Source organism: Microbacterium sp. P5_E9, assembly GCF_054049175.1.
Genome location: NZ_JBFUMV010000001.1, coordinates 530,391 through 549,701 on the forward strand (window position 1 = coordinate 530,391; position 19,311 = coordinate 549,701).

Here is a 19,311-nt window from a genome sequence, read left to right on the forward strand (position 1 = left end):
CTTCGGGGAATTCGGCGGCAGGTACATGCCGGAGTCGCTGATCGCCGCGATCGACGAGCTCACCGCCGCCTACGAGGCCTCCAAGTCCGACCCCGCGTTCCAGGCGGAGTTCCTCGGTTTGCTGCGCTCCTACGCGGGGCGACCGTCGGTGCTGACGGAGGTGCCGCGATTCGCGGCGCACGCCGGCGGCGCCCGGGTGTTCCTCAAGCGCGAAGACCTCAACCACACCGGATCGCACAAGATCAACAACGTGCTCGGCCAGGCGCTGCTGACCAAGCGTCTGGGCAAGACGCGCGTGATCGCAGAAACAGGAGCCGGCCAGCACGGCGTCGCGACCGCGACAGCGGCAGCCCTCTTCGGCTTCGACTGCACGATCTACATGGGCGAGGTGGACACCCAGCGCCAGGCGCTCAACGTCGCCCGGATGCGCCTGCTCGGGGCCGAAGTGATCCCCGTCCGCACGGGTTCCCGAACCCTCAAGGACGCGATCAACGATGCCTACCGTGACTGGGTCGCCACCGTCGAGACGACCAATTACATCTTCGGGACGGCCGCAGGACCGCATCCGTTCCCCGCCATGGTCCGCGACTTCCAGAAGGTGATCGGCGAAGAGGCCAGGGCGCAGCTCCTGGAGGAGATCGGTCGACTCCCGGATGCCGTCGTGGCATGCGTCGGCGGCGGTTCGAACGCGATCGGCATGTTCGACGCCTTCCTCGATGACGCAGACGTCAAGCTCTACGGTGTGGAGGCCGCCGGCGACGGCGTGGACACGCCTCGGCACGCGGCATCCATCGAACGCGGCCGACCCGGCGTGCTGCACGGTGCGAAGACCTTCGTGCTGCAGGACGAAGACGGCCAGACCGTCGAATCCCACTCGATCTCAGCCGGGCTGGACTACCCAGGGGTCGGACCCGAGCACGCCTGGCTCGCCTCCATCGGCCGTGCCGAGTACATCCCGGCCACCGACGACGAGGCGATGCAGGCACTGCGACTGCTGAGCGAGACCGAGGGGATCATCCCCGCCATCGAGTCGGCGCACGCGCTCGCCGGCGCGCTGCGGCTCGGCCGAGAGCTCGGACCCGACGCCGTGCTCGCGGTGTGCCTGTCCGGGCGCGGCGACAAGGACATGGACACCGCCGCCCAGTACTTCGGCCTCTACGACCAGGAGGAGCAGGCATGACCTCCCGCGTCGCCGCGGCCATCGATGCCGCCAAGGCGGAAGGCCGCGGCGCATTCGTCGGCTACCTTCCGATCGGCTTTCCCGACCTCGCCACGAGCATCGAGGCTGCCGTCGCCCTCGCCGAGAACGGCGCCGACATCCTCGAACTCGGGCCGCCCTACTCCGATCCCGTGATGGACGGCACCGTCATCCAGGAGGCGACGCAGACCGCTCTCGCCGCCGGCTTCCGGCTGCGTGACACGTTCACGGCCGTGCGCGCGATCACCGAGCGCGTCGACGTGCCCGTGGTCGTGATGACCTACTGGAACCCGGTGCTGCAGTACGGCGTCGACCGCTACGCGGACGACCTCCTCGCGGCCGGCGGCGCCGGCATGATCACACCGGACATCACGCCGGACGCCGCGGGCGAATGGGTCGCCGCGAGCCGTCGAACCGGGCTCGACCGGATCTTCCTCGCCGCCCCGACCTCGACCGACGAGCGACTCGCGCTCATCGCCGCGAGCAGCACGGGTTTCGTCTACACGGTCTCCACGATGGGGATCACCGGCGAGCGGGCCGAGTTGGATGCCGCGGCCCGCACCCTCACCGCACGTCTGCGGGAGCACCGGGGATCGGACGGCGAGGCGATCCGCGCCTGCGTCGGGATCGGCATCTCCACCGCCGACCAGGTCAGCTCGGTGCTCGCCTACTCCGATGGCGCGATCGTCGGAACGGCCCTGGTCCGGGCGCTGCGCGACGGCGGGGTCGAAGGTCTCGCTGAGACGACCAGGGCGCTCGTCGCGGGCACGCGTCCGACGCACCCGAACTAGACTTCTCAGGTCGTCGCGACCGCCGCCCCCGCACTGAAGGACACCACCCCCATGATGAACGCCGCCCTGAGCGTGGTCGCCAGCATCCCGAGCCCGCCCGATAGCTCGTTCGACGTGCAGATCCTCGCGTGGACCTTCACGATCCACTACTACGCGCTGTGCATCATCGCGGGGATCATCGTCGCGACGCTGCTGACCAACCGCCGCCTCACCAAGCGCGGCGCCGAGCCGTGGGTCGTCATCGACATCGCCCTGCTCGCCGTGCCGCTCGCGATCATCGGCGCACGGATCTACCACGTGGCCACCCATCCTGGCTTCTACTTCGGGCCGGGCACGAACCTCTGGGCGATCTTCTACATCTGGGAGGGCGGCATCGCGATCTACGGCGCCCTCATCGGCGGCGGGATCGGCGCCTGGCTCGGCTGCCGGTGGACCGGCATCCGGTTCACCGCGTTCGCGGACGCCCTCGCGCCCGGTCTCCTCATTGCGCAGGCGCTGGGACGCTTCGGCAACTGGTTCAACCAGGAGCTGTTCGGCCTTCCCACGGATGTGCCGTGGGGCCTCGAGATCTCCAGCACCAACCCCGCCTTCCCGCCGGGACTGGCCGACGGAACCCTGTTCCACCCCACGTTCCTGTACGAGGTGATCTGGAACCTGCTCGGCGCCGCGGTGCTCCTGTGGGCCGGCCGACGCTTCACGCTCCAGTGGGGCCGCCTCTTCGGCCTCTATCTCGTCTGGTACAGCGGCGGACGGATCGTGTGGGAGTCCATCCGCATCGACCAGAGCGAGATCTACCTCGGCCTGCGCACGAACGTGTGGGCAGCGATCCTCGGCGTCATCCTTGGTCTGGTCATCCTGATCGTGCAGAGGCGCCGGCACCCCGGGCTCGAGCCCTCTCCGTACGTGCCCGGCCGCGAGTGGACGGCCCTCGGGGCTGTACAATCGCAGGACACCGACGACTTCGTCGACGTCAGCGAGCCGCCGACGGACGACGTCGCCGAGGGCACCGCCACAAGCACACTCGCCGCGAAGTAACAGCAGCCGGGCCGACGTCGTCCCATCTTGAGCATCAATGTGAGGACGGTAGGAATGCTTTCGAGCCCCCACCGCGGCGCCGGTCCATCGGACCTTGGCGCCTTCCCGCCGAAGCAGGGGATGTACAACCCTGCGTTCGAAAAGGACGCCTGTGGTCTGGCGATGGTCGCGACACTTCGCGGCGAGCCAGGGCATGACATCATCGCCCTGGCGCTGACGGCCCTGCGCAACCTCGAGCACCGCGGCGCGATCGGGTCCGACTCGGGCACCGGCGACGGCGCGGGCATCCTCACGCAGATGCCGGATGCCTTCCTCCGTGCGGTGGTGGACTTCGACCTTCCTCCCGTCGGCGAGTACGCCGCAGGCATGGCCTTCCTGCCGCACGACGCCGAAGAGCGCGCAGCGCTCAAGGCCGGCGTCGAGCAGATCGCGGCGAGCGAGAACCTGGTCATCCTCGGCTGGCGCGCGGTGCCGGTCGATGAGACCCACCTCGGCAAGCTCGCCTACGCCGCGCGCCCGGTCTTCGAGCAGCTGTTCGTCGCACGCCCGGGCTTCGGCGCCGAGCCCGCTCTGTCGGGCATCGCTCTGGACCGGCGCGTCTACCGGCTGCGCAAGCGCGCCCGCCGCGAATTCGGCGCGTACTTCGTGTCGCTGTCGTGCCGCACGCTCGGCTACAAGGGCATGGTCACGACCCTGCAGCTCGAGCCGTTCTACCCCGACCTCTCCGATGAGCGCTTCGCCTCGGAGCTCGCGGTCGTGCACTCCCGCTACTCGACCAACACCTTCCCGTCCTGGCCGCTCGCCCAGCCCCTGCGGATGCTCGCCCACAACGGCGAGATCAACACCGTGAACGGCAACCGCAACTGGATGCGCGCCCGCCAGTCCCAGCTCGAGTCGGAGCTGCTGGGCGACATCCGCCCGCTCCTCCCGATCTGCACGGAGGGCGCGAGCGACTCCGCCTCGTTCGACGAGGTGCTGGAGCTGCTCACCCTCACGGGCCGCAGCCTGCCGCACGCGATCATGATGATGGTGCCGGAGGCCTACGAGAAGCAGGTCGACATCGACGGCGACCTCCGCGCGTTCTACGACTACCACTCGATGCAGATGGAGCCCTGGGACGGTCCGGCGGCGCTCATCTTCACCGACGGCACCGTCGTCGGCGCGACGCTCGACCGCAACGGGCTGCGCCCCGGCCGCTGGACCGAAACCACCGACGGCCTGATCGTCATCGGCAGCGAGACCGGCGTGCTCGACTTCGAGCCCGAGCGCATCAAGCGCCGCGGACGCCTTCGCCCCGGGCGCATGTTCCTCGTCGACACCGCGCAGCAGCGCATCGTCGAGGACGACGAGATCAAGGCGGACCTCGCCGCCCTCCAGCCGTGGCAGGAGTGGCTCGACGCCGGGCGCGTGCGCCTCGCCGACCTTCCCGAGCGCGAGCACATCGTGCACCCGATCGCCTCGATCACCCGGCGCCAGCGCACCTTCGGCTACACCGAGGAGGAAGTTCGCATCCTCCTCACCCCGATGGGCCAGAACGGCGCGGAGCCGCTGGGCGCCATGGGAAGCGATACACCCCTGGCGGTGCTGAGCGAGCGCCCGCGTCTGCTCTTCGACTACTTCACGCAGCAGTTCGCGCAGGTCACGAACCCGCCGCTCGACTCGATCCGTGAAGAAGTCGTCACCTCGCTGTCGCTCGGCCTCGGCCCGGAGCGGAACCTGCTGGCGTGGGGTGCCGACCACACGCAGAACGTCACGCTCGACTTCCCGGTGATCGACAACGACGAGCTCGCGAAGATCCAGCACATCGACACGGCTCTGCCTGGCCGCTCCTCGGTGACGATCCGCGGCCTCTACCGCGTCGAGGCCGGCCACAAGGGCATGCAGAAGCGCCTGGCGCAGATGTGCCAGGAGGTCGACCACGCGATCGAGGACGGCGCAGAGTTCATCGTGCTCAGCGACCGAGACTCCAACAAGGACCTCGCCCCGATCCCGTCGCTGCTCATGCTCGCGGCCGTGCACCACCATCTCATCCGCAACGAGACCCGCATGAAGGTCGGGATCGTCGTCGAGGCGGGCGACGTGCGCGAAGTGCATCACGTGGCGACGCTCATCGGGTACGGGGCATCCGCCGTCAACCCGTATCTGGCGATGGAAACGGTGGAATACCTCGTCCGCGCCGGCTTCATCACGCACATCACGCCCGAGAAGGCCGTCCGCAACCTGATCTACGCGCTCGGCAAGGGCGTCCTGAAGATCATGTCGAAGATGGGCATCTCGACCGTGTCGTCGTACGCGGGCGCGCAGGTCTTCGAGGCCGTCGGCCTCGCGCCGGAATTCGTCGCCCGCTACTTCACGGGCACCGAGTCCAAGCTCGGCGGAGTCGGACTCGACGCCATCGCCGAGGAGAACGCTGCGCGCCACGCGTACGCGTATCCCGAGGACGCCGCCGTCCGGGCGCACGAGCGCCTGTGGACCGGTGGCGAGTACCAGTGGCGCCGCGACGGCTCGCCGCACCTCTTCAACCCGGACACGGTGTTCCGCCTGCAGCACGCCACCCGCACGCGTCGGTACGACATCTTCCGCGAGTACACGAAGCTGGTCGACGACCAGGCCGGCGAACTCAAGACGCTGCGCGGCATGTTCGCGCTGCGCACCGGCGTACGCCCGCCCGTGCCGATCGACGAGGTCGAGGAGGTCGCGTCGATCGTGAAGCGATTCTCGACTGGCGCGATGAGCTATGGCTCGATCTCGCGGGAAGCGCACGAGACGCTCGCTATCGCGATGAACAGCATCGGCGGCAAGTCGAACACCGGCGAGGGCGGCGAGGACGTCGACCGGCTCCTGGACCCCGAGCGGCGCAGCGCCATCAAGCAGGTGGCGTCGGGCCGGTTCGGTGTGACGAGCCTGTACCTGACCCACGCGACCGACCTCCAGATCAAGCTCGCGCAGGGCGCCAAGCCCGGTGAGGGTGGCCAACTGATGTCGACCAAGGTGTATCCGTGGATCGCGCGCACGCGGCACTCCACGGCAGGCGTCGGGCTGGTCTCGCCCCCGCCGCACCACGACATCTACTCGATCGAAGACCTCAAGCAGCTCATCTTCGACCTCAAGCGCGCCAACCCTGACGCGCGAGTGCACGCGAAGCTCGTGAGCCAGTCCGGGATCGGCGCGGTCGCAGCCGGCACGGCCAAGGCCCTGGCCGACGTGATCCTCGTGTCGGGACACGACGGCGGCACCGGCGCGAGCCCGCTCAACTCGCTCAAGCACGCCGGAACGCCGTGGGAGCTCGGCCTCGCCGAGACGCAGCAGACCCTCATGCTCAACGGCATGCGCGACCGGGTCGTCGTCCAGGTGGACGGCCAGCTCAAGACCGGCCGCGACGTCATCATCGGAGCCCTCCTGGGCGCCGAGGAGTTCGGCTTCGCGACGGCCCCGCTCGTCGTCTCGGGCTGCGTCATGATGCGCGTCTGCCACCTCGACACGTGCCCCGTCGGCGTCGCGACGCAGAACCCCGTCCTGCGGGCCCGCTTCAACGGCAAGCCCGAATTCGTTGTGAACTTCATGGAGTTCATCGCCCAGGAGGTTCGCGAATACCTCGCCGAACTCGGATTCCGCAGTCTCGAGGAGGCGGTGGGTCATGTCGAGCTGCTCGACGTGAACGGCGCGATCGACCACTGGAAGGCGAACGGGCTCGACCTGTCGCCGATTCTGGAGGGACCTGAATTCGCCGATGACGAGCCGCGTCGCAACCTGCGCGGTCAGGAGCACGAGCTCGACCAGCACTTCGATGTGGCGCTCATCGAGCGCGCCCGCGACGTCATCGAGCACGGCGGCCACGTCACGATCGACCTCCCGATCCGCAACACGGAGCGGGCCGTCGGCACGCTGCTCGGCCACCACGTCACGCTGGCGCACGGTGAGAACGGACTGCCGTCCGGCTCCATCGTGGTGAACCTCACCGGCTCGGCCGGCCAGTCGTTCGGCGCCTTCATGCCGGCGGGCATCTCGCTGCGCCTCGAAGGCGACTCCAACGACTACGTCGGCAAGGGTCTCTCCGGAGGCCAGATCGTCGTGCGTCCGCCCCGTGGAGCGAACTTCGAGGCATCGCAGAACGTCATCGCCGGAAACGTCATCGGGTATGGCGCCACGCAGGGCACCCTGTTCCTCAGCGGCGTGGTGGGGGAGCGGTTCTTCGTCCGCAACTCCGGCGCGACCGCCGTGGTCGAGGGCGTCGGCGACCACGCGCTGGAGTACATGACGGGTGGCCTCGCGGTGATCCTCGGCGCCACCGGCCGCAACCTCGGCGCCGGGATGTCCGGCGGGACGGCCTACGTCTACCGACTCGACCGCGCGCTGGTCAATCGGGAGGCGCTCGCCACCGGGGAACTGGTGCTGGGCGAGCTGGGATCGGGGGATGCCGAGATCTTGCGCGACCTGCTGGAGCAGCATGTCGCCGAAACCGACTCGGCCCTCGCGTCGTCGATGCTCGCCGACTTCGATCGCGTGCTCGATGACTTCGTGCGCGTACTGCCGCGCGACTACGCAGCGGTGCTGCAGACCCGCCAAGACGCGGTCGCCGAGGGGCTGGACCCCGACGGCGACGTCGTCTGGACTCGCATTCTGGAGGTGACGGGTGGCTGACCCGAAAGGTTTTCTGAAGGTTACGGATCGCGAGCTGCCCCCGCGGCGGCCCATTCCGGTGCGCATCATGGACTGGAAAGAGGTCTACGAGCCCGGTGACGGGGCGGTGCTGCGTCGGCAGGCCGGACGCTGCATGGACTGCGGCATCCCGTTCTGCCACAAGGGCTGCCCGCTCGGAAATCTCATTCCGGAGTGGAACGACCTCACGTGGCGGGGGGAGGGGCGTGCCGCGAGCGAGCGGCTGCACGCGACCAACAACTTCCCCGAGTTCACCGGGCGCCTGTGCCCTGCGCCGTGCGAGAGCTCGTGCGTGCTGGGGATCAACCAGCCCGCCGTCACGATCAAGCAGATCGAGGTGTCGATCGTCGACGAGGCGTTCGGCCGCGGCTGGGTCGAGCCGGAGCCCCCGGGTCGCCTGACCGGCAAGACCGTCGCTGTGGTCGGGTCCGGGCCTGCCGGCCTCGCCGCCGCGCAGCAGCTCACCCGAGCCGGTCACACCGTCGCGGTCTACGAGCGCGACGACCGCATCGGCGGGCTCCTCCGCTACGGCATCCCGGACTTCAAGATGGAGAAGCGCCACATCGAGTCGCGCCTGCGGCAGATGCAGGATGAGGGCACCAGATTCCGCGCCGGAGTCGAGATCGGCAAGGACATCTCGTGGAGCGACCTGCGCGCTCGCTACGACGCGGTGGTCATCGCGACCGGCGCGACGGTGCCTCGTGAGCTCACCATTCCCGGCCGGGACCTCGCGGGCGTCCACTTCGCCATGGAGTACCTGGTCGAATCGAACCGCGCGACCGCCGGCGACTCCGTCGCCAACCAGATCACGGCGGAGGGAAAGCACGTCGTCGTCATCGGCGGCGGCGACACCGGGGCCGACTGCATCGGGACGGCGCACCGCCAGGGTGCGCTCAGCGTCACCAACCTCGCGATCGGCCGCCGCCCCCCAGGGGAGCGCCCCGACCACCAGCCCTGGCCGATGTCGCCGACGCTCTTCGAGATCCAGTCCGCGCACGAAGAGGGTGGAGAGCGCTCCTACCTCTCCTCGACCGTCGAGTTCGTCGGCAACGAGGTCGGCGAGGTCCGTGCGCTGCGGGTCGCCGAGACGGAATTCGTCGACGGCAGGCGCGTGCCCAAGAGCGGGACCGAGCGGGACATCCCGGCCGATCTGGTGCTCATCGCGATGGGCTTCACCGGTCCGGAGCGCGAGCTTCTGGAAGGTCAGCTCGGTGCGCAGTTCACCGACCGCGGTGCGGTGCAGCGCGAGGACGACTTCCACACCACGGCACCCGGCGTCTTCGTTGCCGGCGATGCCGGGCGCGGTCAGTCGCTCATCGTCTGGGCGATCGCCGAAGGCCGTGCAGCAGCCGCGCACGTGGACACGTACCTGATGGGCGAGACCGCGCTGCCGGCGCCGGTGCGGGCCTCCGAAGTCGCGATCGGGTTGCAGCCCGCGTAGGCTGGGACCGGTCCTTCGACCCACTTTCCCCCGACTTCACGGAGCACACACGGATGAGACGCGCCAAGATCGTGGCCACCCTCGGGCCTGCAACATCGACCTACGAGACGGTCCGAGCGATCATCGATGCAGGTGTCGACGTCGCGCGGCTGAACCTCAGCCACGGGGACTACTCCGTGCATGAGAACAACTTCGCCAACGTCCGCAAGGCAGCTGAGGACTCCGGCCGCGCCGTCGCGATCCTCGTCGACCTGCAGGGCCCGAAGATCCGCCTCGGCAAGTTCGCCGACGGCCCCCACGACCTCGCAGTCGGGGACATCTTCAAGATCACCATCGACGACATCGCCGGCACCAAGGAGATCTGCTCGACGACGTTCAAGGGCCTCACCGCCGACGTCAACCCCGGCGACTTCCTGCTCATCGACGACGGCAAGGTCCGCGTCGAAGTCATCGAGAAAGACGACACCGTCGTCACGACCAAGGTCATCGTCGGCGGTCCGGTCTCCAACAACAAGGGCATCAACCTGCCCGGCGTCGCGGTCAACGTGCCCGCCCTGTCGGAGAAGGACGAAGAAGATCTGCGCTGGGGCCTGCGCATCGGCGCCGACCTGATCGCGCTGTCGTTCGTGCGCAGCGCCAAGGACATCCAGCGCGTCCACGTCATCATGGCGGAGGAGAACCGGTACATCCCGGTCATCGCGAAGATCGAGAAGCCGCAGGCGGTCGACAACCTCGAAGAGATCATCGACGCCTTCGACGGCATCATGGTCGCCCGTGGCGACCTCGGCGTGGAGCTGCCCCTGGAGGCGGTCCCGATCGTCCAGAAGCGCGCCGTCGAACTGTGCCGCCGCATGGCCAAGCCGGTCATCGTCGCCACCCAGATGCTCGAGTCGATGATCGAGAACCCGGTGCCCACCCGCGCCGAGACGAGCGACGTCGCCAACGCTGTGCTCGATGGCGCCGACGCGGTCATGCTCTCGGGCGAGACGAGCGTGGGCAAGTACCCGGTCGTGGTCGTCGAGACCATGGCTCGCATCGTCGAGTCGACCGAGGACCACGGCCTCGAGCGCATCCTGCCGCTCACCGCCAAGCCCCGTACCCAGGGCGGCGCGATCACGCTCGCCGCCGTCGAGGTCGCCGACTTCGTCGACGCGAAGTACCTCTGCATCTTCACCGAGTCGGGTGACACCGCACGCCGCCTGTCGCGCATCCGCTCGAAGATCCCGATGCTCGCCTTCACGCCGCTGCCCGCGATCCGTCGCCGCATGGCCCTCACCTGGGGCGTGAAGTCGACCCTCGTCGAGCACGTGACGCACACCGACAAGATGTTCATCCAGGTCGATGACTATCTGCTGACCAACGATCTCGCGAAGGTCGGCGACAAGGTCGTGGTGATCTCCGGTTCCCCTCCCGGAATCGTCGGCTCGACCAACGACATCCGGGTGCACAAGGTCGGCGACGCGGTGCACGGCGCAGCTCCCGTTTACCGCGAGTAGCCGGTTCACCTGCAAAGGACGACACGCACCGCTGGGCGGCTCCGGATGTCACTAGGCTGAGCACGGCTCAAGCCGCTGACGAAAGGTTCGTGCAATGTTCTTCTGGTGGATTCTCTGGGCGTTCTACTTCTTCGCCTACCTGTATGTCATCATCTTCGTGGTCAGGGACCTGTTCCGCGATGACTCGGTAAACGGGTGGCTGAAGGCGCTGTGGATCATCGCGCTCGTCTTCGTACCGTTCCTCACGGGCATCATCTACGTCCTCGTGAACGGCAAGGGCATCGCCGAGCGTGAGTACGCGACGCGTGTGCGGGCACCCGAGCAGGACGATTACAAGCCCTCCGCGTCGGCGAGCCCGTCCGAGGACATCGCTCGCGCGAAGGCGCTGCTCGATGCAGGGTCGATCTCGCAGGGCGAGTACGACGCGCTCAAGAGCAAGGCGCTCGGCAACCAGTACTTCGGCTGACCAGCCGGCATGAGAAAGCGGATGCCTCGACTCGAGGCATCCGCTTCTCCCTGTCCAGATCGTGCCGGTGGTGGGAGTCGAACCCACACGCCCTTGCGGGCAACCGAGTTTGAGTCGGTCGCGTCTGCCATTCCGCCACACCGGCCCGGCACGTTCCGCGAACGACCATACCGTAGGATTCAAATGTGACTGAGCAAGAGCAGGCCTCCTCGGCCACCGCCCCGCGTCGCGTTGTCGTGGCGGAGGACGAATCCCTTATCCGACTCGACATCGTCGAGATCCTTCGAGACAACGGCTTCGACGTCGTCGGCGAAGCCGGCGACGGTGAGACCGCTGTAGCGCTCGCTACGGAGCTGCGCCCCGACCTTGTCATCATGGATGTCAAGATGCCGCTTCTCGACGGCATCAGCGCCGCCGAGAAGCTGAGCAAGAACCACATCGCACCGGTGGTGCTCCTCACGGCGTTCAGCCAGAAGGAGCTCGTCGAGCGGGCGAGTGAGGCGGGAGCGCTGGCGTACGTGGTCAAGCCGTTCACGCCGAACGACCTCCTGCCGGCGATCGAGATCGCCCTGGCCCGCTACGAGCAGATCATCACGCTCGAGGCTGAGGTCGCCGACATGGTGGAGCGGTTCGAGACGCGCAAGCTCGTCGACCGCGCCAAGGGCCTGCTGAACGAGAAGATGGGCCTCACCGAGCCCGAGGCGTTCCGCTGGATCCAGAAGGCATCGATGGACCGCCGGCTCACGATGCAGGACGTCGCGAAGGCCATCATCGAGCAGCTGGCGCCCAAGAAATCGTAAGCCCCCTTACTTCGAACGGATGCCGTGGCCCTGGGCCGCGGCATCCGTTCCTCATTGTGCGGGCTGAGCCTTTATCAGGTTGGTGATCCGGATCGTGGAGAGGCGGCGGCCCTGATCGTCGCTGACCGCGATCTCGTGCACTGTCATGCTGCGTCCGAGGTGGATCGGCGTGCAGACGCCGGTCACGACGCCGGAGGTCGCGGCCCGCGTGTGGGTGGCATTGATGTCGACACCGACTGCGAGGCGTCCAGGGCCGGCGTGCAGATTCGCCGCCATCGACCCGAGCGATTCGCCGAGCACGACGTACGCGCCGCCGTGCATGAGCCCTACGGGCTGGGTGTTCCCCTCGACCGGAAGGGTCGCGACGCAGCGGTCGACGGAGAACTCGAGGAACTCCATGCCCATCTTCTCGGCGAGGGCGCCCATGCCGCGGCGGGCCGCCCATTCCATGCCGTTGACGTGTGCGGGGGGCTGGTCTGTCATCGCAAGCTTCCGGGAGGTGTTGGGGTCTGAACCCCCGTCTAGGCTGACAGGGTGACGGACTCCGCAAAGCCTACCCTTCTCGTCGTCGACGGCCATTCGCTCGCATATCGGGCGTTCTTCGCCCTTCCGGTCGACAATTTCACGACGAAGGACGGGCAGCACACGAACGGGATCTACGGGTTCCTCGCGATGCTGATCAACCTGCTCAAGGCCGAGAAGCCCACCCACCTCGCGGTGGCGTTCGACACCTCTCGGCAGTCGTTCCGCACGCGCGCCTACGACCAGTACAAGGCCAATCGCTCCGAGAGCCCGTCCGAGTTCAAGGGGCAGATTCCGCTGCTGCAGGAGTGCCTCGCGGCGATGAGCATCACGGTCCTGCAGAAGGAGGACTTCGAGGCGGACGACATCCTCGCGACACTCGCGACGCAGGGCGCCGAGCAGGGCTTCGATGTGCTGGTGTGCTCCGGCGACCGCGACACGATCCAGCTCGTCACCGACGATGTCACGCTGCTCTACCCGAACGTCCAGGGCGTGTCGCAGCTGAAGCGGTACGACCGTGCGGCCGTCATCGAGCGCTACGGGGTGCCACCCGAGCAGTACCCCGACATCGCCGCGCTGGTCGGCGAGACGAGCGACAACCTCCCCGGCGTGCCGAAGGTGGGGGAGAAGACCGCCGTCAAGTGGCTCGGTCAGTTCGGCACCCTCGACGCGCTGCTCGAGAACGCCGACAAGATCGGCGGCGTGGTGGGCGGCAACCTCCGCGAGCACCTGGATGACGTCCGCCGCAACCGCACGCTCAACCGGCTCCTCCGCGACGTCGAGCTGCCGGTGACGATCACCGAGCTCGAAGTGAAGCCGATGGACGCCCAGGGCGTGCGCGACATCTTCGCGCGCCTCGAGTTCAAGACCTTGATCCCGCGGGTCGCCGAGCTGGCCGGCATCGAGCAGCAGATGGCCGCCGTGACCTCCGCCGCCGCGCAGCTGGCGCCGGTGGCGAGCGAACTCACGCCGGAGCAGCTCGCGGCCTGGCTCGCGAAGGCCGACGGCGAGGTGGCCGTCACCATCGCCATCGACGGCGACACGCCGCGACGCATCGGATTCGCGTCGAGGGATGCCGCCGCCGAGGCGACGTGGACCCCCGAGGTCGAGGCATCCGTCGGTGGATGGCTCGCCTCCGACGCACCGAAGGTGCTGAGCGATGCGAAATCGCAGGTCAAGGCGCTGCGCCGGGCGGGCGTCACGCTCGGCGGCCTGACCTTCGACACGATCGTCGCGGGCTGGCTGCTGCGTCCGAGCTTTCCCGACAAGACCCTCGCGCACCTCGTGGATCGGTACCTCGACGAGAAGCTCCCCGAGGCCGATCCCACCCAGCTCATCCCCGAGACCGAGGGTGCGACTCCCGGTCAGCTGTCCTGGTACACGCTCCGGGTGGCGACGGCGCTGCGCGCGGAGCTGCCGCCGAGCGTGGCGTCCGTCCTCACCGACATCGAGCTGCCGACGCTCCTCGGCCTCGCCGACATGGAGCTCGCCGGAGTCGCCGTCTCGCACGAGAAGCTCTCCGGGTTCTCCGGCGAGCTCGCCCAGCGCGCGGACCTCATCGCCCAGGAGGCCTATGCGGCCATCGGGCGCGAGGTCAACCTCGGCTCGCCCAAGCAGCTGCAGGAGGTGCTCTTCGAAGAGCTCCAGCTGCCCAAGACCCGCAAGACCAAGACCGGCTATTCGACCGATGCCGCGGTGCTGGCCGACCTGCAGGAGACCAGCCCGCATCCGTTCCTGGATCTGCTCCTGCAGCACCGCGAGGCGACCAAGCTGCGTCAGATCATCGAATCGCTCGACGTCGCCATCGCCACGGATGGCCGCATCCGCACGACCTACGTGCAGACCGGCAGCCAGACCGGCCGCCTGTCCAGCACCGACCCCAACCTGCAGAACATCCCGGTCCGCACCGAAGAGAGCCGTCGCATCCGCGAGGCCTTCGAGGTCGGGGCAGGCTACGAGACGCTGCTGACCGCCGACTACTCGCAGATCGAGATGCGCATCATGGCGCACCTCTCCGAGGACCCAGGGCTCATCGAGGCGTTCAACTCGGGGGAGGACCTGCACCGCTTCGTCGGCGCCCGCGTCTTCGGGGTCGACCCGCACGAGGTGACCTCTGCGATGCGCACCAAAGTCAAGGCGATGTCCTACGGCCTCGTGTACGGCCTGTCGGCGTTCGGCCTCTCCAAGCAGCTGCGGATCGAGCAGTCGGAGGCGAAGCAGCTCATGATGGAGTACTTCGCGCGGTTCGGCGCCGTGCGTGACTACCTGCGGTCGTCCGTCGAGCAGGCGAAGATCGACGGCTACACCGAGACCATCTTCGGCCGGCGCCGGCCGTTCCCGGATCTCGCCAGTCCCAACCGTGTGCTGCGTGAGAACGCGGAGCGTGCCGCGTTGAACGCGCCCATTCAGGGGAGCGCGGCCGACATCATGAAGATCGCGCTCTACCGCATCCACGACGACTTCCGCTCGCACGCTCTGCAGTCCCGGGTGCTCATGCAGATCCACGACGAACTGGTCGTCGAGATCGCGCCGGGGGAGTGGGACGAGGCCGAGCGCATCGTGCGGGCCCGGATGGGGGATGCCGCCGACCTCACGGTGCCGCTCGAGGTGCAGATCGGGCGCGGGCAGGACTGGAACGAGGCCGGACACTGAGATCCGGATTGGCCGACACCGCGTCGCTTGCCTAGGCTCGATGACATGACTGACGCACTGCGCGCCCCCGCCCGCACGGCCACTCCGATCGACACGATCGCCGACGCGTGGGTGGACACCCTCGCCGAACTGGATCCGGCGCTGGCGACGTACATCGGCCGGTTCGAGCACAACGACCGATACGCCGATTTCACCCCGGAGGGGCACGACCGGGTCGCCGAGGAGGCGCGCCGGACGCTCCACGCGCTGGAGGCGACCGCGCCGGCAGACGCGATCGACGAGGTGACGAAGCTCGACCTCACCCGGGAGCTGAAGCTCGCCCTCGACCTGCACGACGCGCGCTGGAACCTGCGCAACCTGAACGTGATCGCCTCGCCCGCGCAGGACGTCCGTGCGGTCTTCGACCTCATGCCGACAGCGACCGCCGATGACTGGTCCGTCATCTCACGGCGACTCAAGGCTCTCCCCGCCGCGCTGGACGGGTACGCCGCCTCGCTGCGCGAGGGCATCGCCTCCGGCATCGTCCCTGCACGTCGGCAGGTCGAGGAGGTCGCGACCCAGATCGCCCGCTACTCCGCCGACACCGGCTTCTTCGCCACGTTCACCGGCGAGGCTGCGCCCGCGGAAGGTCAGCTCCCGGCATCCCTCGCCCGCGAACTGGCAGACAACTCCAATGCCGCGCGGGTTGCCTACGACGAATTGGCCGCGTTCCTCACCGGTGAGCTGGCGCCGGCGGCGACGGAGACGGATGCCGTGGGCCGTGAACTGTACGCTCTGCACTCGAGGCGCTTCCTGGGGGCGACCATCGACCTCGACGAGACCTACGAGTGGGGTATCGAGGAGCTCGCCCGGATGGTCGCCGAGCAGGAGTCGATCGCGCACGAGATCAAGCCCGGCGCCTCGGTCGAGGAAGCCGTCGCCTTCCTGGAGCAGGACCCCGCGCGCAAGCTGCACGGCACGGCCGAGCTGCAGCGCTGGATGCAGGAGACGAGCGACCGGGCCGTCGCGGAACTCGGGCGCACTCACTTCGACATCCCGGAGCCGATCCGCCGCCTGGAGTGCATGATCGCCCCGACGAAGGAGGGTGGGATCTACTACACGGGGCCAACCGACGACTTCTCGCGGCCCGGCCGGATGTGGTGGTCGGTGCCCGAGGGTGTCACCGAGTTCGACACCTGGCGGGAGCTCACCACCGTCTACCACGAGGGTGTACCGGGCCATCACCTCCAGATCGCCCAGGCGGTCTACAACCGCGCGGAGCTGAACTCCTGGCGCCGGCTGCTGGCCGGCACGTCGGGGCACGCCGAAGGCTGGGCGCTGTACGCGGAGCGGCTCATGCAGGGGCTCGGCTACCTCGACGACCCGGCAGACCGGCTCGGCATGCTCGACGGTCAGCGGATGCGCGCCGCGCGCGTGGTGCTCGACCTCGGCGTGCATCTGGGCAAGCCGCGCCTGGACGGCAGGGGCGTGTGGGATGCCGAGTACGCGCTCGACTTCATGCGCCACAACGTCAACATGCCCGACGAGTTCATCAAGTTCGAGGTGAACCGCTACCTCGGGTGGCCCGGACAGGCCCCGGCGTACAAGGTCGGCCAGCGCATCTGGGAGCAGGTCCGCGACGATGTGAAGGACGCGCAGGGCGACGCCTTCTCGATCAAGGACTTCCACAAGCGCGCGCTCGAGATCGGCGGGGTCGGACTCGACACGCTGCGCGCCGCGCTGATCGGCTGAGTAGCAGCGCGTGGTGAGCGATCCTCTCGGTGGTCGGGGAGACGACGCACGACGGCGGCCGGTCATCCGGCGTCCGCTGACCCCGGCCATCCTGGCCGCACAGCAGACGGCCGACGAAGTGCGCTTCTGCACCGACGCCGTGGACCTGGTCCAGGCGAACAGGAGAGCGCTCGTGTCGCGCCTGGTCTCCGACGACATCGGTCGAGTACAGCAGCACGACGTGCTCACCCAATGGACGCCGGGCGCCGCCCCCAATCGGGGCACCGTCGACTTCGAGGGGAACGCGGCGCAGTTCGATCAGCGGATCGTTGACCTCGACCGCGTGATCGACGACGTCCGGGGCTCGCTCGCGCTCACGGCGACCTTGCTGCTGGGCGATTTCACGGCGATCGATCGCGGGCGCTTCTTCCGGGCCGCGCTCGTGCTGCTGACGTCCGATGTCGCAGCGCTGCGGGCGATGCGGCCTTTCATTCCGGCCCTCGCGCCGGTGCAGCTGCATCGCGTCGAGACCACCTGGTCGTTCGGCAGCTCACCGGATGCCGGTGCAGAGACGCTCACGGGCGACCATGCGGCGGTCATCGCAAGGCTGACGGCCTGTAACGATCTCCTGCGCGACCTGCTGATCCGCATCGAGAGATTGGCGCCGAACGAAGAGCGGCCCACCAGCGATGTGCAGTTCCCCGAGAATCCGATCTCAGGGACCGTCGGTCGCTGAGCCGGGCTCAGGGATCCTCGGTCGCTGAGCCTGTCGAAGCGTGCCGGAGGAGCCGCGCAACCTCTTCGTCGGTCGTCTGGGTGAAGTCCTCGTAGAACTGGCCGACCGCCCAGAAGTCGCGCATCGGATGCGGGCAGACGAAGGCATCCGCCGCCGCCGCTTCCGGCCGCCAGTGCGCGGGCGCGACCGGAACAGCGAGCACGATCTGTGCCGGTGCCGCCGCGCGGATCGCGCGGCAGGCGGCGGTGGCCGTCGCTCCGGTCGCGACGCCGTCGTCGACGATCACGGCGACACGTGCGGTGAGTTCGATCGACACCGGCGCGAAGAGCCGGGTGCGCCGGCGCAGCTCGATCCGCTCGAGGTCCTCGACGACCGCAAGCTCCTCGGGCGTCACGCCCCGGATCGCGTCGGGATTGACGACCCGCACGCCCTCCGCGATCGCGCCGATGGCGTACTCCTCCTGCGTGGGCGCGCCGAGTTTGCGCACCACCGCGACGCCGAGCGGAAGTTTCATCGCACGGGCGACCTCGGCCGCCACCACCACACCGCCGCGCGGGATGCCGAGGACGACCGCGTCCTGACCGCGCCAGGCCTCGAGCGCGGCGGCGAGCTGTCGCCCGGCATCCGCTCGATCGACGAAAATGGCCACGGGCACACGCTACGCCGCGGGACTCCCGCCGGGAATGGACCACTGGGCCCCGCGGTTTCATGCAGGTGAATAGGAAGGGATCCCATGCCTCACGACGCGCTATCCGCCATCGAGCTCGGACTCGACACCTTCGGCGATGTCACCCGCGACGAGTCGGGCGCCCTGCTCAGCGACGCGCAGACGATCCGCAATGTCGTCGACCAGGCAGTCCTCGCCGACGAGGTGGGTCTGAAGTTCTTCGGGGTGGGGGAGCACCACCGTCCCGAGTTCGCGGTGTCGAGCCCGGAGATCGTGCTCGCGGCGATCGCCGGCCGGACGAAGGACATCCACCTCGGCACCGCGGTCACGGTCCTCTCCAGCGACGACCCGGTGCGCGTGTACGAGCGTTTCGCGACACTCGACGCGGTCTCCCACGGACGCGCCGAGGTCATCCTCGGGCGAGGCTCGTTCGTCGAGTCGTTTCCGCTGTTCGGCTATGACCTGCGCGACTACGAAGTGCTCTTCGAGGAGAAGCTCGACCTGTTCTCGCAGCTGCTGACCGAGAACCCGGTCACCTGGCAGGGGACGACGCGGGCCGCCCTCGACGGCGCCGACGTCTTCCCGAAGACCGAGTCCGGCCTGAAGGCGTGGGTCGGTGTCGGCGGCACGCCCGAGTCGGTCGTGCGGGCAGCCCGCTACGGGTACGGGCTCATGCTCGCGATCATCGGCGGACCTGCCCACCGGTTCCGCCCGTTCGTCGACCTGTACCACCGCTCGCTCGCATCGTTCGACCGAGACGTGCTCCCGGTGGGCGTGCACTCGCCCGGGCATATCGCCGCGACCGATCAGCAGGCATGGGACGAGGCGTACCCGGGCTTCGAGGCGATGAACAACACCATCGGTCGCGAGCGCGGCTGGCCGGCGTACAGCCGGATGCGCTTCCAGCACGACGTCGGACCCGAGGGCGCGCTGTATGTCGGGTCGCCCGAGACCGTCGCGCGGAAGATCGCCGAGACGGTGCGGTCGCTTCAGGTCCAGCGGTTCGACCTCAAGTTCTCGACGGGCACCCTCTCGCACGCACACATGATGCGCTCGATCGAGCTCTACGGCACCCAAGTCGCCCCGCTCGTGCGGGACATGCTCGGCTGAACCCGGTCGCACGAGATCGTAGGCTTGC

General features: G+C 68.5%; 14 protein-coding genes and 1 tRNA gene. 12 read left to right on the forward strand and 3 right to left on the reverse strand.

What is annotated here, in order from left to right:
• The first annotated feature begins 25 nt into the window (after positions 1 to 25).
• The 7 genes from trpB to ACXJ3V_RS02685 all read left to right on the forward strand — a co-directional run bounded on the left by trpB (position 26) and on the right by ACXJ3V_RS02685 (position 11,086).
• On the forward strand, positions 26 to 1,180 hold the full coding sequence (gene trpB / locus ACXJ3V_RS02655) for a tryptophan synthase subunit beta (protein ID WP_457098855.1): 1,155 nt from the start codon (positions 26 to 28) through the stop codon (positions 1,178 to 1,180).
• Entirely contained in the window at positions 1,177 to 1,989 is an 813-nt protein-coding gene (gene trpA / locus ACXJ3V_RS02660) for a tryptophan synthase subunit alpha (protein ID WP_457098698.1), read from the forward strand. Before trpB ends, trpA begins: the two co-directional genes overlap by 4 nt.
• A 51-nt stretch (positions 1,990 to 2,040) precedes the next feature.
• Positions 2,041 to 3,024, forward strand: coding sequence for a prolipoprotein diacylglyceryl transferase (gene lgt, locus ACXJ3V_RS02665; protein WP_457098699.1), 984 nt, complete (start codon positions 2,041 to 2,043; stop codon positions 3,022 to 3,024).
• Between the two features lie 54 nt (positions 3,025 to 3,078).
• Entirely contained in the window at positions 3,079 to 7,665 is a 4,587-nt protein-coding gene (gene gltB, locus ACXJ3V_RS02670) for a glutamate synthase large subunit (RefSeq protein WP_457098700.1), read from the forward strand.
• Positions 7,658 to 9,124 (forward strand): glutamate synthase subunit beta, encoded by a 1,467-nt coding sequence (locus ACXJ3V_RS02675; protein ID WP_457098701.1) that lies wholly within the window; start codon positions 7,658 to 7,660, stop codon positions 9,122 to 9,124. The genes gltB and ACXJ3V_RS02675 overlap by 8 nt, the downstream gene beginning before the upstream one ends.
• A gap of 53 nt (positions 9,125 to 9,177) precedes the next feature.
• Entirely contained in the window at positions 9,178 to 10,620 is a 1,443-nt protein-coding gene (gene pyk / locus ACXJ3V_RS02680; protein WP_457098702.1) for a pyruvate kinase, read from the forward strand.
• A gap of 94 nt (positions 10,621 to 10,714) precedes the next feature.
• Positions 10,715 to 11,086 carry a PLDc N-terminal domain-containing protein gene (locus tag ACXJ3V_RS02685; RefSeq protein ID WP_457098703.1) on the forward strand — a complete coding sequence of 124 codons (372 nt, stop codon included), beginning with the start codon at positions 10,715 to 10,717 and terminating at the stop codon, positions 11,084 to 11,086.
• Positions 11,087 to 11,148: 62 nt separating this feature from the next.
• Here ACXJ3V_RS02685 and ACXJ3V_RS02690 read toward each other — a convergent pair.
• A tRNA-Leu gene (locus ACXJ3V_RS02690) sits at positions 11,149 to 11,231 on the reverse strand.
• A 40-nt stretch (positions 11,232 to 11,271) separates the two neighbouring features.
• On the opposite strand from ACXJ3V_RS02690, the gene ACXJ3V_RS02695 reads away from it, so the two are divergent.
• Entirely contained in the window at positions 11,272 to 11,886 is a 615-nt protein-coding gene (locus ACXJ3V_RS02695; RefSeq protein ID WP_457098704.1) for an ANTAR domain-containing response regulator, read from the forward strand.
• A gap of 51 nt (positions 11,887 to 11,937) precedes the next feature.
• Here the strand turns inward: ACXJ3V_RS02695 and ACXJ3V_RS02700 are convergent, their stop codons facing one another.
• Entirely contained in the window at positions 11,938 to 12,369 is a 432-nt protein-coding gene (locus ACXJ3V_RS02700) for a hotdog fold thioesterase (protein ID WP_457098705.1), read from the reverse strand.
• A gap of 51 nt (positions 12,370 to 12,420) precedes the next feature.
• Between ACXJ3V_RS02700 and polA the strand changes: the two genes are divergently transcribed.
• Genes polA through ACXJ3V_RS02715 form a run of 3 tightly spaced genes read left to right on the forward strand, consistent with a single transcriptional unit; the run spans position 12,421 to position 17,506 of the window.
• Positions 12,421 to 15,060, forward strand: coding sequence for a DNA polymerase I (gene polA, locus ACXJ3V_RS02705; RefSeq protein WP_457098706.1), 2,640 nt, complete (start codon positions 12,421 to 12,423; stop codon positions 15,058 to 15,060).
• 45 nt (positions 15,061 to 15,105) lie between these two features.
• Positions 15,106 to 16,791: a DUF885 domain-containing protein gene (locus tag ACXJ3V_RS02710; protein WP_457098707.1), complete on the forward strand. Its 1,686-nt coding sequence runs from the start codon at positions 15,106 to 15,108 to the stop codon at positions 16,789 to 16,791.
• Positions 16,792 to 16,804: 13 nt separating this feature from the next.
• The gene (locus ACXJ3V_RS02715) at positions 16,805 to 17,506 is read left to right on the forward strand and encodes a hypothetical protein (protein WP_457098708.1); all 702 of its coding nucleotides are present in this window, start codon (positions 16,805 to 16,807) and stop codon (positions 17,504 to 17,506) included.
• A gap of 7 nt (positions 17,507 to 17,513) precedes the next feature.
• Here the strand turns inward: ACXJ3V_RS02715 and ACXJ3V_RS02720 are convergent, their stop codons facing one another.
• On the reverse strand, positions 17,514 to 18,155 hold the full coding sequence (locus ACXJ3V_RS02720; RefSeq protein ID WP_457098709.1) for a phosphoribosyltransferase: 642 nt from the start codon (positions 18,153 to 18,155) through the stop codon (positions 17,514 to 17,516).
• A gap of 84 nt (positions 18,156 to 18,239) precedes the next feature.
• Here ACXJ3V_RS02720 and ACXJ3V_RS02725 point away from each other — a divergent pair, with 84 nt between their 5' ends.
• The gene (locus ACXJ3V_RS02725) at positions 18,240 to 19,283 is read left to right on the forward strand and encodes an LLM class flavin-dependent oxidoreductase (RefSeq protein ID WP_457098710.1); all 1,044 of its coding nucleotides are present in this window, start codon (positions 18,240 to 18,242) and stop codon (positions 19,281 to 19,283) included.
• Positions 19,284 to 19,311: the final 28 nt, after the last annotated feature.

Coding starts and splice junctions, on each gene's coding strand:
- ACXJ3V_RS02710 (WP_457098707.1), top strand. CDS start 15,106: ATGACTGACGCACTGCGCGCCCCCGCCCGCACGGCCACTCCGATCGAC.
- ACXJ3V_RS02700 (WP_457098705.1), bottom strand. CDS start 12,369: ATGACAGACCAGCCCCCCGCACACGTCAACGGCATGGAATGGGCGGCC.
- trpA (WP_457098698.1), top strand. CDS start 1,177: ATGACCTCCCGCGTCGCCGCGGCCATCGATGCCGCCAAGGCGGAAGGC.
- ACXJ3V_RS02685 (WP_457098703.1), top strand. CDS start 10,715: ATGTTCTTCTGGTGGATTCTCTGGGCGTTCTACTTCTTCGCCTACCTG.
- gltB (WP_457098700.1), top strand. CDS start 3,079: ATGCTTTCGAGCCCCCACCGCGGCGCCGGTCCATCGGACCTTGGCGCC.
- lgt (WP_457098699.1), top strand. CDS start 2,041: ATGATGAACGCCGCCCTGAGCGTGGTCGCCAGCATCCCGAGCCCGCCC.
- pyk (WP_457098702.1), top strand. CDS start 9,178: ATGAGACGCGCCAAGATCGTGGCCACCCTCGGGCCTGCAACATCGACC.
- trpB (WP_457098855.1), top strand. CDS start 26: ATGCCGGAGTCGCTGATCGCCGCGATCGACGAGCTCACCGCCGCCTAC.
- ACXJ3V_RS02725 (WP_457098710.1), top strand. CDS start 18,240: ATGCCTCACGACGCGCTATCCGCCATCGAGCTCGGACTCGACACCTTC.